Here is a 13,091-nt window from a genome sequence, read left to right as displayed (position 1 = left end):
AAGCGCTTGGTGATGCCCTCGAGCCGGACCGCGACGTCGCCCGCTGCGGGCGCCGAGGGGGTCGGGCTGGTCGTCGTGGTGCTGATCGGGTGCCTCCTGATGACGAAGGGCCGCACGTGGGGTGGTCGTGGGCGGAGCAAGAGTAGCCGCTGCGTGGTGAGCGGACGGCCCGCCCCTCGCTGGTGCGCGAGGGGCGGGCCGGGTGCGTCAGGCGGGTCGCCCGACGGTGATCACTTGGTCGGGACCGTGACCTTGCCGTCGACGATCTCCTGCTTGTAGCCGTCGAGCTTGTCCTTGATGTCGTCGACCTTGCCACCGGTCGTCGAGTAGTCGACGCCGCCGGCCTTGAGGTCGAAGATGATGTTGCCGGACTGCATGTCGCCCTCGGTCACGGCCTTGATGTGGTCGAAGACCGCGACGTCGACGTTCTTGACCATCGAGGTGAGGATGACGTCGCGGACGTCCTCCTCGGCGGTGAGCGCCTGGTCGGAGTCGACGCCGATCGCCATCTTCTTGGCGGCCTTGGCGGCCTTGAAGACGCCGGAGCCCGAGCCGCCGGCGGCGTGGTAGACCACGTCGGCGCCGTTGTCGTACATGCCCTCGGCAGCGGTCTGGCCCTTGGCCGGGTCGGCGAAGCCGGAGCCGTCCTCGGCGAGGTACTTCGTGCTCACCTCGATGTCGGGGTTGACGGCCTTGGCGCCGGCCTCGAAGCCCGCCTGGAACTTGTTGATGAGCGGCACGTCGACACCGCCGATGAAGCCGACCTTGTTGCTCTTGGACTTCAGCGCCGCGGCGGCGCCGACGAGGTAGGAGCCCTGCTCCTCCGCGAAGGTCAGCTGCGCGACGTTCTCGCCCGCGGAGTCCTCCGACGCGTCGTCGATGATCGCGAACTGGATGTCGGAGTTCTCCTTGGCGGCGCCGCCGACGGCCTTCGCGTAGATGTAGCCGACCGCGATGATGTCGGTGCAGCCGCTCTCGATGAGCTGGTTGAGGCGGTCCTCGCGGGCGGCGTCGTTCTCGCCCTGGGAGGCCTCGACCTCGGCGGTCTCGACCTTGAGCTCGTCCTTGGCCTTGTCCAGGCCCTTGGCGGCCGAGTCGTTGAAGGACTGGTCGCCGCGGCCGCCCACGTCGTAGGCCAGGCAGGCCTTGACGTCGGAACCGCTGCCGCCCTCGGCCGAGGTCGAGTCCCCGGTGGAGTCGGAGCCGCCACAGGCGGCGAGGGACAGGGCGGCGACCGACGAGACCGCGGCAGCCTTGATCAGGGAGTGGCGCACAGTTGCTCTCCTTCGTCGAAACTCGTGCACTGACCGACAGGGGGCGGTCATCGGCGCCATGCTAGGTGCGGAACCTGACGAGCCCGACCGATCCGTCGAAACCGGCGGAGGTTGTTACCGAGTCGCGACGCAGGCGTGACCCGCGGGTGTCCTCAGTCCGGGTCCTCGACCCGGGTCCACTCCCCTGCCGCGGAGAGCGCGAGCAGCGCCGTCCCGGCGCGCACCGCGGCCTCGTCGACGACGAGGTCGCCCTGGTGCAGGTCGTACGTCGTGCCGCCCGGGGTGCGGGTGCCCAGGCGCGCCATCGCGCCGCTGCTCGCGTGGATGAGCCAGCCGAAGTCCTCGCCGCCGAGCGACTGCGGGGTCGGCACCGGGCGCAACCCCGCGGTCATCGCCGCCCGTCCGAGCGAGGCGACGGCGCGGGGGTCGTTGACGACCGGGGGCACGCCGCGGACGTAGTCGACACGGGCGCGCACGCCGTACGGGTCGACGACCTCGTGGACGACCTGCGTGAGCAGCTCCTCCATGTCGTCCCACACCGCGACGTCGAGCATCCGCAGGGTGCCCTCCGCGTGACCGGTCGAGGGGATGACGTTGGCGGCGCCGCCTGCGTGGAGCTGGCCCCACACGAGCGCGACGCCCGAGCGCGGGTCCATCCGGCGCGAGAGGATCGCCGGCACCTCGGTGACGACCTTGGCCAGGGCGAAGGTGAGGTCCTCGGTGAGGTGGGGGCGCGAGGTGTGCCCGCCGCGACCGCCGAGCGTGATCCGCACCTTGTCGGCGGCCGCCGTGAGCGGCCCCTCCTTGAGCCCGACCTCGCCGACGTCGATCGAGGGGTCGCAGTGCACCGCGTAGGCGATGTCGACACCCTCCATGACGCCGAGCTCGACGAAGCGCTCGGCACCGCCGGGCATCGCCTCCTCCGCGGGCTGGAAGACGAGCCGGACCCCGACGCGGCGCTCGGCCAGCTCGTCGGCGACGCTCGCCAGGGCCAGGCCGGCGCCGAGCAGAACCGTCGTGTGGACGTCGTGGCCGCAGGCGTGGCACACCCCGTCGACGGTCGAGGCCCAGTCCAGACCGGTCCGCTCGCGGATCGGCAGGGCGTCGATGTCACCGCGCAGGGCGACCCGTCGTGCCGGGTCCGGGTCCCCGAGGTCGACGACGACACCGGTCGGGCCGACGTCCTGGGGCACGAGCCCGCTCGCGGCCAGCCGCTCGCGCAGGCGCTGCGTCGTGCGGTGCTCGGCGAAGCCCAGCTCGGGGTGGGCGTGGAGGTCTCGCCGGAAGGTGAGGAGCTCGGGGACGAGGTCGTCGACGACACGCAGCAGCGTCGGGGCGAGAGGTGCGGTCATGTCGGCTCACCACCCTACTCGGGGTGTGCGCGACGCCTCGGCGACCCCGCCCGCCGTGGACACCCCTGTCACACGAGCTCGTCGCGGCCGGCGGCCTTGAGCGACTCGACGACGCGCTTGACGTCCTGCGCGCGGGCCCGGGTCGTCACGAGGAGGGCGTCGTCGGTCTCGACGACGACGATGTCGTGCACCCCGACGAGCGCGACCATCCGCCCCGACTCGCTGACGACGATGCCGCTGGAGTCGACGGACTGCACCTGCCCCGGGTCGCCGACGACCGTCGTCCCGTCGTGCGCGCCGGGCAGGATCCCCGACAACGACCCGAAGTCACCGATGTCGTCCCACCCGAAGGTGCCGGGCACGACGGCGACGAGGCCCTCGTCGGCGGCCGGCTCGGCCACGGCGTGGTCGATGGCGATCTTCTCCAGGTCCGGCCAGAGCTCGTCGAGCCGCGCCGGGTCGGCGGCGAGCGCACGGGCGCCCGCGGCGAGCTCGGGGTGCCAGCGGCCGAGCAGGTCGAGCAGGGTGCCCGCCCGCACGACGAACATGCCGGCGTTCCACCGGAACTCACCGGTGGCGAGGTAGCGGGCCGCACGCTCGGCGTCGGGCTTCTCGACGAACTGGCGCACCCGGCAGGCGGTGCTGAAGCCGCGCAGCGGGCGTCCGGTCTGGATGTACCCGAAGCCCGTCGCGGGGTAGGTGGGGTCGATGCCGATCGTCACGACGTAGCCTTCGCGCGCGACGTCGACCGCCTCGGCGACGGCACCGGCGAAGGCGCCCTCCCCGGTGATGACGTGGTCGGCGGCGAAGGACCCGAGCACGGCCTCGGGGTCGCGCGCCTCGAGGACCGCGGCCGCCCAGGCGATGGCCGCCATGGAGTCGCGCGGGCTGGGCTCGGCGAGGAGCTGGTCCGGCGCGAGGTCGGGCAGCTGCGCCGACACCGCCGCGGTGTGGGCGGCGCCGGTGACGACGACGACCCGCTGGCCGGCGAGGGGACGCAGCCGGTCGACCGTGGCCTGGAGGAGGGTGCGCCCGCTGCCGGTGAGGTCGTGGAGGAACTTCGGCGAGCCGGCCCTCGAGACCGGCCACAGCCGGGTGCCGGCACCGCCCGCGGGGACGACGGCCCAGAAGCCCGGGATCGGTCCGGTGGCGGTCTGCGGCTGCGCGTCCGGCGTGGCGCCGGTCTCCTCGGTCATGGCCGCGACGGTACCGGCTCCCCCTTCGCCCCCCGGCGGCGCCGACACGTCACCCGCCCGTCACCCGACACCTCCCCCGACGTCACCCCCTGGGCGCGCACGCCGAGGACCGTGGTCGGCGTGAGAGTGGCGATCGCGACCGAGTCCTTCCTGCCGAGCCTCAACGGCGTGACGACGAGCGTGTGCCGGGTGAGCGAGGAGCTCGCCGCCCAGGGCCACGAGACCCTCGTCATCGCGCCCGGCCCGGGCCCGGCGACCTACGCGGGGCGGCCCGTGCACCGGCTGCCCGGTGTCACCGTCCGCGGCTTCCGGGCCGGGGTGCCGACGACGGCGGTGCGACGAGCCCTCGACGACTTCGAGCCGGACGTGCTCCACCTCGCCTCGCCCTTCCTCGTCGGTGCCCGCGGGGTGCGCGACGCCGCGCTGACGCAGGTGCCGACCGTCGCGATCTACCAGACCGACATGCCCTCGTACGTCGAGCAGCACGGCCCGGGCGCGATCGGCCGCGGGGCCGGCTCCCTCGTCTGGCGGTGGCTGCGGCGCCTCCACGACCAGGTCGACCTCACCCTCGCCCCCTCCCGCCCCACCCTTGAGGACCTGCGCGCGCACGGGATCCCGCGCACCGCCCTGTGGGGTCGCGGCGTCGACACCCGGCTCTTCGCCCCGAGGTGGCGCGAGGAGGAGGGCACGCTCGCGCTGCGCCAGGCGCTGGCCCCCGGCGGCGAGGTGCTCCTCGGCTACGTCGGTCGGCTCGCCCCGGAGAAGGAGCTGCACCGGCTCGTCGAGCTGGCGCACCTGCCCGGCACCCGTCTCGTCCTCGTCGGCGAGGGGCCGAGCCGTAACGAGCTCGGGGCGCGGCTCAGCGAGGCGGTCGCGAGCAGCGGGCGTCGCCCCAACCTGCCGCCCGCCTTCCTCGGACCGCGCACCGGCGACGCCCTCGCCCGGGCCTACGCGGCGCTCGACGTCTTCGTGCACACGGGGACGAAGGAGACCTTCGGCCAGACCCTGCAGGAGGCGGCGGCGACCGGTCTGCCGGTCGTCGCCCCGGCCGCGGGCGGCCCGCTGGACCTCGTCGCCGACGGGGTGAGCGGTGCCCTGTACGACCCGGCGGTGCCGGGTTCCCTCCGGGCAGCCGCCGCGCCGATCGTCGGGGACGCCTCGCTGCGGTCCCGGATGGGACGGGCCGGCGCCGAGCACGTCGCGGACCGGTCGTGGTCGGCCCTCACCGGCCAGCTCGTCGGTCACTACGAGCGCGTGCTCGCCGGCGCAGAGGAGTCGGTCAGGTCCCGGTGAGCGCGAAGTCGGCGACCGGGCGCCACACCGAGTCCTCGCCGTGCCGGTAGAGGTGGAAGTCGGCGACCTCGAAACGGGCCTCGAAGTGCGCAAGCCCGTCGAAGGCCTCGTCGAGGTGGTGCTCGGCGACGGCGTGGGCGACGGTGACGTGCGGGTGGTAGGGGAAGTCGAGCTCGCGCTCGACGGGCCCGGAGCGCACGGCCTGCTCGAGCATCTCGCACCACGGGATGCCCGACGCGACCTGGACGAAGACGACGGGGCTGATCGGGCGGAAGGTCCCCGTGCCGCGCAGCAGCATCTCGAAGGGGGCGAAGCGCGCCCCGACGAGCCGGAGGTGCTCCTCGAAGGCCGGCAGGGCCTCGTCCTCGACCTGCGTCGGGGGCAGCAGGGTCACGTGCGGCGGGATCGCGTAGGCGAGCGGGTCGCCGTAGTCCTCACGGCGCGACTGCAGCTCGTCTCCCCAGGGCGGGGGGATCGAGATCGAGACGCCGTAGGTCGCCACCGGCCGGCCTCAGCGCTGCGCCGGGAGGACGCCGACCGCGTCGTACACGGCGTCGCGGGTCGGACGGGCGATCTCGGTGGCCCGCGCGGCCCCCTTCGCGAGGATCCGGTCGAGCTCGGCCGGGTCGTCCATGAGCTCGCTCATCCGGGCCTGGAAGGGCTCGACCGCGGCGACGACCGCCTCGGCAACGGCCTTCTTGAGGTCGCCGTAGCCGCGCCCGGCGTACTCGGCGACGAGCTCGGCGACCGGCCGGCGCGACATCGCCGAGTGGATCGTCAGCAGGTTCGAGACCCCGGCCTTGGTCTCGGGGTCGAAGCGGATCTCGCCGTCGGTGTCGGTGACGGCCGAGCGCACCTTCTTGGCCAGCCGGGCCGGCTCGTCGCTCAGCAGGAGCAGGCCCTTGTCCGGCGAGGTCGACCCCGACATCTTGTTCTGCGGCTCCTGGAGGTCCATGATCCGCGCCGACTCCTTGAGGATGTACGGCTCGGGCACGGTGAAGGTCTGACCGAAGCGGGAGTTGAAGCGGGTCGCGAGATCGCGGGTGATCTCGAGGTGCTGGCGCTGGTCGTCGCCCACCGGCACGAAGTCGGGCCGGTAGAGCAGGATGTCGCTCGCCATGAGGACCGGGTAGGTGAAGAGCCCGACGTTGGCGTTCTGCCCCTTCGTCGTCTTGTCCTTGAACTGCGTCATCCGGCTCATCTCGCCGAAACCGGTCTGGCAGGCGAGGATCCAGGCGACCTCTGTGTGCTCGCGCACGTGGCTCTGGCAGAAGAGCGCCGAGCGCTCGGGGTCGACCCCTCCGGCGATGAACTGGGCAGCCGTCACCCGGGTGCGGCGACGGATGACCTCGGGGTCGGTCGGCACGGTCTGCGCGTGGAGGTCCGCGACGAAGTAGAAGGCGTCGGTGCGCTCCTGCAGCTCGACCCAGTTGACGAGCGCCCCGAGGTAGTTGCCGAGGTGGAGCGAGTCGCTCGTCGGCTGCATCCCTGACAGGGAGCGCGGCGGGGTGGCGGGAGTGGCGTCCGGCATGCGCTCATCATGTCAGGCCGCCCCCCGCGCACCGCCGCGGCTCCCGCCGGGTGGGTAGCGTCAGCGCGTGGACGTCGCCCAGAGCCTGCAGCAGCGCACCGGATCTCCCGCCGAGGGGGTGTGGTCGGCCCCCGGTCGGGTCAACCTCATCGGCGAGCACACCGACTACAACGACGGGCTGTGCCTGCCGATGGCGCTCCCGCTGCGCACGCGCGTCGCGGCGTCGCGTCGCGACGACGACCTCGTCGTCGCCTCCTCGGAGGGATTCGGCCGGGTCGTCAGCACCTCGATCGGCGACGTCGGGCCGGGCCGGCCGAAGGGGTGGGCGGCCTACGTCCTCGGTGTCCTGTGGGCGCTGCGCGAGGCCGGTCACGACGTGCGCGGCCTCGAGCTGAGCATCGACTCCGACGTGCCCTCCGGCGCCGGGCTGTCGAGCTCGGCCGCCCTCGAGTGCGCGGTCGGCGCCGCCGCGAGCGACCTCTTCGACCTCGGGCTCCTCGGCTCCGACGAGCGCCGGGTCGAGCTAGCAGCGGCCTGCGTCCGCGCCGAGAACGACATCGCGATGGCCGCCACGGGCGGCATGGACCAGGCCGTCGCGCTCCGCTCGCGCGAGGGCGCCCTGCTGCTCCTGGACTGCCAGGACGGCTCCGTCGAGCACGTGCGGGCCGAGCTCGACGGCCACGTCGTCCTCGTCACCGACACCCGCAGCCCGCACCAGCTCGTCGACGGGCAGTACGAGGCGCGGCGACGCGACTGCGAGGCCGCCGCCGCGGCGGCGGGCGTCTCGAGCCTGCGCGAGGTCGAGCCCGAGGACCTGCCCGCGCTGCTGGGTCGGGTCGACGAGGTCGTCGGCCGCCGTGCCCGGCACGTCGTCACGGAGAACGCCCGCGTGCGTCTCGTCGTCGACGCGCTGCGCTCCGGCGACCTCGACGCCGTCGGCGCCGCGCTGAGCGCCGGTCACGCCTCGTTGCGCGACGACTTCGAGGTGACCGTGCCCCATCTCGACGTGGCCGTCGAGTCGGCGGTCGCCGCCGGCGCGCTCGGCGCCCGGATGACGGGGGGCGGCTTCGGCGGCTCGACCGTCGCGCTCGTGCCCTCCGAGCTCGTCGAGCCGGTCCAGGCCCGCATCCGCGACGACTACGTCTCCCGCGGGTGGGAGGAGCCGGCCTTCCACGTCGCCACCCCGTCCGGGCCGGCGACGCGGGAGGCCTGACTCCCCCCGGTCCCCCTGCTCTCCCCTTCCCCCGGGGTCCTAGTACGCCCCTCGGCCGCCGACGACGGCCTTGACGGTGCGCAGCAAGATCATCGCGTCCTGGGTGATGGACCAGTTGTCGGCGTAGTACAGGTCGAGCCGCACGGTGTCCTCCCACGACAGGTCGGAGCGGCCGGAGACCTGCCACAGGCCCGTCATCCCCGGGCGCACGCGCAGCCGCTGGACGATGTCTCCCTCGTAGGCGTCGACCTCCCGCGGCAGCGGGGGCCGGGGGCCGACGAGGCTCATGTGCCCGGCGAAGACGTTGAGCAGCTGGGGCAGCTCGTCGAGCGAGTAGCGACGCAGCACCCGACCGACGCGGGTGATCCGCGGGTCGGCCTTCATCTTGAAGAGGACCCCGCTGCCCTCGTTGCTCTCGGTGAGCCGCTGGAGCACGGCGTCCGCGTCCTGGCACATCGAGCGGAACTTGAAGCAGTCGAAGTGCTGCCCGGCGATGCCCACCCTGCGCTGCCGGAAGAGCACCGGGCCGCGGTCGTCGAGGACGATCGCGAGGGCGACGATCAGCGTCACCGGCGACAGGAGCAGGAGCAGCAGGCCCGAGCCGACGACGTCGAAGATGCGCTTGCACACCCGCATCGGCAGGTCGCGCTGCGGCCGCTCGACGTGCACGAAGGGCAGACCGGCGACCGGTCGCACGTCGAGCCGCTGACGCGAGATGTCCGACAGCGAGGGCACGACGATCATCTGCACGTTGCGGGACTCGAGGTCCCACGCGGTGCGCCGGAAGTCGTCGGCGCACGGCAGGGCGCCGTCGGCGAAGACGATGGCGTCGACGTCGGTGCGCTCGAGGACCGCCGAGACAGCGGACGGGTCGCCGACGACCTCGACGCCGCCGAGGGTCTCCCCGCTCGGCGGGGGCGTCGGCGACAGAGCGCCGACGACCTCGTAGCCGAGCCACGACTCGCGGCGCAGGACCCGGGCGACGTCGTCGATGTGCCGGTCCGTGCCGGCGACGAGGACCCGGCTGCGGAAGTGACCGCGCACGTGGGCCCGCTGGATCGCCCGGCGCAGCGCGAGCCGGCCGACGAGCAGCAGCGTCGTGCCGATGCCGAAGAAGATGACGAAGAAGCCGCGCGAGAGCTCGGTCTGCACCATGTAGGCACCGATGCCGACGAAGGCCGCGGTCCCCAGCGAGGCGGTGAGCACCCGCTGGTACTCCCACGAGCCGACCCCGGTGCGTCGTGGCGACTGCGCACCGAAGGCCCACAGGGCGAGCAGCCACAGCAGGCTGAGCTGGGGCGCCACCTCTCGGGGAAAGTCACCGAGCTGCTCGGTGACGCCGATCGACGCCAGCCACTGCGTCTGCGAGCGCAGCACGAGAGCGGCCAGGGCGGCGATGCTGATCATCACGGTGTCGGCGGCGATCATCGCCGCGCGCGTCTTGACGAAGGCGTTGGTGCCCGCCCGTGGGACGGTCGTGCTCGCTGTGCCCGCCGGGGCGCTCGTGCGCCCGAGGACACCCAGGACGTCTGATCCGCCCTGGTCCAAGGTATGGCTCATCCAGGTCTCCCCACCCCAAGTCGCCTGGTCAGACCCCCCTGACCATGAATGACGACCTCTGTGCTGGCGCGATCAGCGCCGTGCTCGCCACACTAGGGCGGGCGAGCAGACCCGCGCCGGTCTTTGCAAGAATTTGGTCAACGTCATCCCCCGTAGCGGTCAAGGATCTGTTACCGCAAGCCCCCCTCGGGGTGCAGCCGGGTGATCAGACCGCCCGCATCCGCCGCTGCAGCGGGGCGGGGAGGGCGAAGAGCCAGCCCATCCGCGCCCGGCCCGCCAGCCACCAGATCCCCAGCGGCGCGAGCACCCCGACGGCCGTGCCGACGACGAGGTGGGCACCGTCGGTCTGCACGCCCTCGTCGACGAGGACGGCCCGCACGAGCACCCCGACGAGGATGTGCGCGAGGTAGATCTCCATGCTGCGCTGCCCGACGAAGGCCAGCCAGCCCAGACCGGGCAGCCGGGCGAGCAGCGCGCTCACCGCGAGCACGAGCACGAGGCCGCTCGTCGAGCCCAGGACGCCCCAGACGAGCGGGATCGCCGAGCGGTCCGGGCTCGCCGCGGTCGGCATGGCGAAGTTCCCGACGGCGACGACGCCGAGGTACACCACGCCGGCCGCCAGCGCCACGACGCCCAGCCGCAGGACCGTCGACCCGCTGACGAGGTCGACGACACGATCGCCCCGGACGAGCACCCCCGCGACGAAGAAGGGCGTGAGCGCGAGCCCCTGGACGACCACGGCGTTGGGCTCCCAGCCCCACACGACGAGCGCGAGGGCTGCGGTGGCCCCGAGCAGGGCGAGCCCGCGTCGCCGCGAGCGCCAGGGGTGGACGAGCGCGACGAGCACCGTGGCCGCGAGCAGCCACGGGAGGAACCACAGCTGCCCCTCGGGCCGCCACAGGCGCAGCAGCTCGACCGGCGAGGCGGCCGTGCTCGCGAAGGGGCCGCCGAGCACCCTCGACCCGCGCTGCAGCAGGGTCCACAGCAGGTAGAGCCAGACGAAGAGCGCGCCCCGCTCGGCGAGGTAGCGCGCCGCGCCCCGACGGCTCACCCCCCGCTCGACGAAGAGACCGGCGAGGACGGCGAAGACGACGATGTGCACGAGGTAGAGCGCCGGCATGAGCGGCCCCTTCGCCCCCGTCTCGATGGCGTCGGACTGCCACACGCCGACGATGACGTGCGAGAGGACGATGAGGACGATGGAGATGCCGCGCGCGATGTCGACGGTGCGGTCGCGTCGCAGGCTGGCGGGGGGTCCCGTGGGGTAGGTGCTCGACATCGCCCGTCAGTATGGGGCACCCCGCGCGGCTCCTCCCACGACCTGTCCAGGCCCGGGCGGACGGGTCGGCCCGGGCCGCCGCCGCGACAGAGCCGAACGCCCCGGCGGCCCGCGAGGGGTCCGTGGGAAGATCGGGACGAGCCACCCATCACGACCCCGACGGAGGAGTCACATGAGCACGTCCAAGATCGTCTGGACGCAGATCGACGAGGCGCCGGCGCTCGCCAGCTACTCGTTGCTGCCGATCGTCCAGGCCTTCACCAGGGGCACCGGAGTCGAGGTCGAGACGAGCGACATCTCCCTCTCCGGTCGCATCCTCGCGCAGTTCCCGGAGCGCCTGCAGGAGGACCAGCGCGTCGAGGACAACCTCGCGCGCCTCGGCGAGCTGACGCAGGACCCGTCCGCCAACATCATCAAGCTGCCGAACATCTCGGCGTCGGTCCCCCAGCTCAAGGCCGCGATCCGCGAGCTGCAGGGCCAGGGCTACGACATCCCCGACTACCCCTCCGACCCGAGCACCGACGAGGAGCGCGAGACCCAGTCCCGCTACGCGACCGTCCTGGGCTCTGCGGTCAACCCCGTGCTCCGCGAGGGCAACTCCGACCGCCGGGCGCCCCAGTCGGTGAAGAACTTCGCCAAGAAGCACCCGCACCGCCTCGGCCCGTGGACCGCCGAGAACAGGGCGCGCGTCGTCTCGATGAGCGAGGGCGACTTCTACGGCCACGAGCAGTCGGTCGTCATGACCGCCGACGACACGCTGACGATCACCCTCATGACCCCGCAGGGCGACACCGTGCTCAAGGACGGCATCTCGGTGCTCGAGGGCGAGATCGTCGACGGCACCTTCATGTCCGTCTCCGCGCTGCGCGCCTTCTACGCCGAGCAGATCGAGGCCGCGAAGAGCGAGGACCTCCTGCTCTCGCTGCACCTCAAGGCGACGATGATGAAGGTCTCCGACCCGGTGCTCTTCGGGCACGCCGTCTCGGTGTGGCTCGGCGAGGTCATGGACACCCACGCCGACGCCTTCCGCGAGGCCGGCGTCAACCCCAACCTCGGCCTCGGCGCGCTGCACTCCTCCATCGAGTCGCTCCCGCAGGAGACGCAGGAGGCGATCCGCGCCGACATCGACGCCGTCTTCGCGCAGCGCCCCGCGCTCGCCATGGTCGACTCCGACAAGGGCATCACGAACCTCCACGTGCCGAGCGACGTCATCATCGACGCCTCGATGCCGGTCGTCATCCGCGACAGCGGTCAGATGTGGGACGCGAAGGGGGGTCAGCGCGAGACCCTCGCGATGGTCCCGGACCGCAGCTACGGCCCGATGTACCAGGCCGTCGTCGAGGAGCACAAGAAGAACGGCGCGCTCGACCCGGCGACGATCGGCTCGGTGCCCAACGTCGGTCTCATGGCCCAGAAGGCCGAGGAGTACGGCTCGCACCCGACGACCTTCGTCGTCCCCGCCGCCGGCACCGTGCGCGTCTCGACGGCCGACGGCACCGTGCTCATGGAGCACGAGGTCGAGACCGGTGACATCTGGCGGATGGCGCGCGTGCGCGACATCCCCGTCCAGGACTGGGTCAAGCTCGCCGTCACCCGCGCCCGCGCGACCGGCGCCCCCGCGGTCTTCTACCTCGACGACGCGCGCGCGCACGACCGCAACGTCATCGCCAAGGTCGAGCGCTACCTGCTCGACCACGACACCGAGGGCCTCGAGATCGTCGTGCTCCCCCCGGTGGAGGCCATCACGTACTGCCTCGAGCAGATCCGGGCCGGCAAGGACGCGATCTCGGTCACCGGCAACGTCCTGCGCGACTACCTCACCGACCTCTTCCCGATCCTCGAGCTCGGCACGAGCGCGAAGATGCTCTCGGTCGTGCCGCTGCTCAACGGCGGCGGGCTCTTCGAGACCGGTGCGGGCGGCTCGGCCCCGAAGCACGTCCAGCAGTTCGTCAAGGAGAACTACCTGCGCTGGGACAGCCTCGGCGAGTTCTCCGCGCTCGGCGCCTCGCTCGAGCACCTCGCGACGACGCAGGACAACGCCAAGGCGCAGGTCCTCGCCGACACGCTCGACCAGGCCATCGCGACCTTCCTCGACGAGAACAAGTCGCCGGCGCGCAAGCTCGGCAGCATCGACAACCGCGGCAGCCACTACTACCTCGCCCTGTACTGGGCGCGGGCCCTGGCCGCCCAGCACGCCGACGCCGAGCTGCGCGAGCGCTTCACCCCGGTGGCGCAGGCGTTGGGCGACGGTGAGGAGCAGATCACCTCCGAGCTCATCGGCGCGCAGGGCGAGCCGGTCGACCTCGGCGGGTACTACCGCCCCGACCCGCAGCGCGCGAGCGCCGCGATGCGTCCGAGCCCGACGCTCAACGCGGTCGTCGACGGGATGTGAC

Annotated in this window: 10 protein-coding genes; 3 read left to right on the top strand and 7 right to left on the bottom strand. The window is 72.8% G+C overall.

Annotated features, from left to right (window positions below; all coding sequences use genetic code 11):
- Positions 1-230 precede the first annotated feature (230 nt).
- The 3 genes from LIV55_RS14115 to LIV55_RS14105 form a co-directional block, all read right to left on the bottom strand.
- A complete protein-coding gene (locus tag LIV55_RS14115) occupies positions 231-1,274 on the bottom strand; it encodes a BMP family lipoprotein (protein ID WP_205473752.1) in 1,044 nt (347 codons plus the stop codon).
- Between the two features lie 152 nt (positions 1,275-1,426).
- The gene (locus tag LIV55_RS14110) at positions 1,427-2,626 is read right to left on the bottom strand and encodes an amidohydrolase (protein ID WP_123091165.1); all 1,200 of its coding nucleotides are present in this window, start codon (positions 2,624-2,626) and stop codon (positions 1,427-1,429) included.
- Between the two features lie 68 nt (positions 2,627-2,694).
- A complete protein-coding gene (locus LIV55_RS14105) occupies positions 2,695-3,822 on the bottom strand; it encodes a mannose-1-phosphate guanylyltransferase (RefSeq protein ID WP_229300684.1) in 1,128 nt (375 codons plus the stop codon).
- A 120-nt stretch (positions 3,823-3,942) separates the two neighbouring features.
- Between LIV55_RS14105 and LIV55_RS14100 the strand changes: the two genes are divergently transcribed.
- The gene (locus tag LIV55_RS14100; RefSeq protein ID WP_229300683.1) at positions 3,943-5,115 is read left to right on the top strand and encodes a glycosyltransferase family 4 protein; all 1,173 of its coding nucleotides are present in this window, start codon (positions 3,943-3,945) and stop codon (positions 5,113-5,115) included.
- Here the strand turns inward: LIV55_RS14100 and LIV55_RS14095 are convergent.
- Both LIV55_RS14095 and trpS read right to left on the bottom strand, forming a co-directional pair.
- On the bottom strand, positions 5,102-5,617 hold the full coding sequence (locus tag LIV55_RS14095; RefSeq protein ID WP_191564125.1) for a 2'-5' RNA ligase family protein: 516 nt from the start codon (positions 5,615-5,617) through the stop codon (positions 5,102-5,104). The genes LIV55_RS14100 and LIV55_RS14095 overlap by 14 nt on opposite strands.
- Positions 5,618-5,626: 9 nt before the next feature.
- Entirely contained in the window at positions 5,627-6,646 is a 1,020-nt protein-coding gene (gene trpS / locus LIV55_RS14090) for a tryptophan--tRNA ligase (protein ID WP_123091168.1), read from the bottom strand.
- A gap of 67 nt (positions 6,647-6,713) precedes the next feature.
- Here trpS and galK point away from each other — a divergent pair, with 67 nt between their 5' ends.
- On the top strand, positions 6,714-7,859 hold the full coding sequence (gene galK, locus LIV55_RS14085; RefSeq protein WP_229300682.1) for a galactokinase: 1,146 nt from the start codon (positions 6,714-6,716) through the stop codon (positions 7,857-7,859).
- Positions 7,860-7,898: 39 nt separating this feature from the next.
- On the opposite strand, the gene LIV55_RS14080 is transcribed toward galK, so the two are convergent.
- Entirely contained in the window at positions 7,899-9,419 is a 1,521-nt protein-coding gene (locus LIV55_RS14080; RefSeq protein ID WP_229300681.1) for a sugar transferase, read from the bottom strand.
- Positions 9,420-9,624: 205 nt separating this feature from the next.
- On the bottom strand, positions 9,625-10,698 hold the full coding sequence (locus tag LIV55_RS14075) for an acyltransferase family protein (protein ID WP_229300680.1): 1,074 nt from the start codon (positions 10,696-10,698) through the stop codon (positions 9,625-9,627).
- Positions 10,699-10,870: 172 nt separating this feature from the next.
- On the opposite strand from LIV55_RS14075, the gene LIV55_RS14070 reads away from it, so the two are divergent.
- On the top strand, positions 10,871-13,090 hold the full coding sequence (locus tag LIV55_RS14070; protein ID WP_229300679.1) for an NADP-dependent isocitrate dehydrogenase: 2,220 nt from the start codon (positions 10,871-10,873) through the stop codon (positions 13,088-13,090).
- Position 13,091: the final 1 nt, after the last annotated feature.

This window comes from Janibacter melonis (assembly GCF_020567375.1).
GTDB classification, from domain to species: Bacteria; Actinomycetota; Actinomycetes; order Actinomycetales; family Dermatophilaceae; genus Marihabitans; species Marihabitans melonis.
The sequence above is the reverse complement of the archived record's forward strand: the minus strand, read 5'-3'. Positions and strand labels throughout refer to the sequence as shown.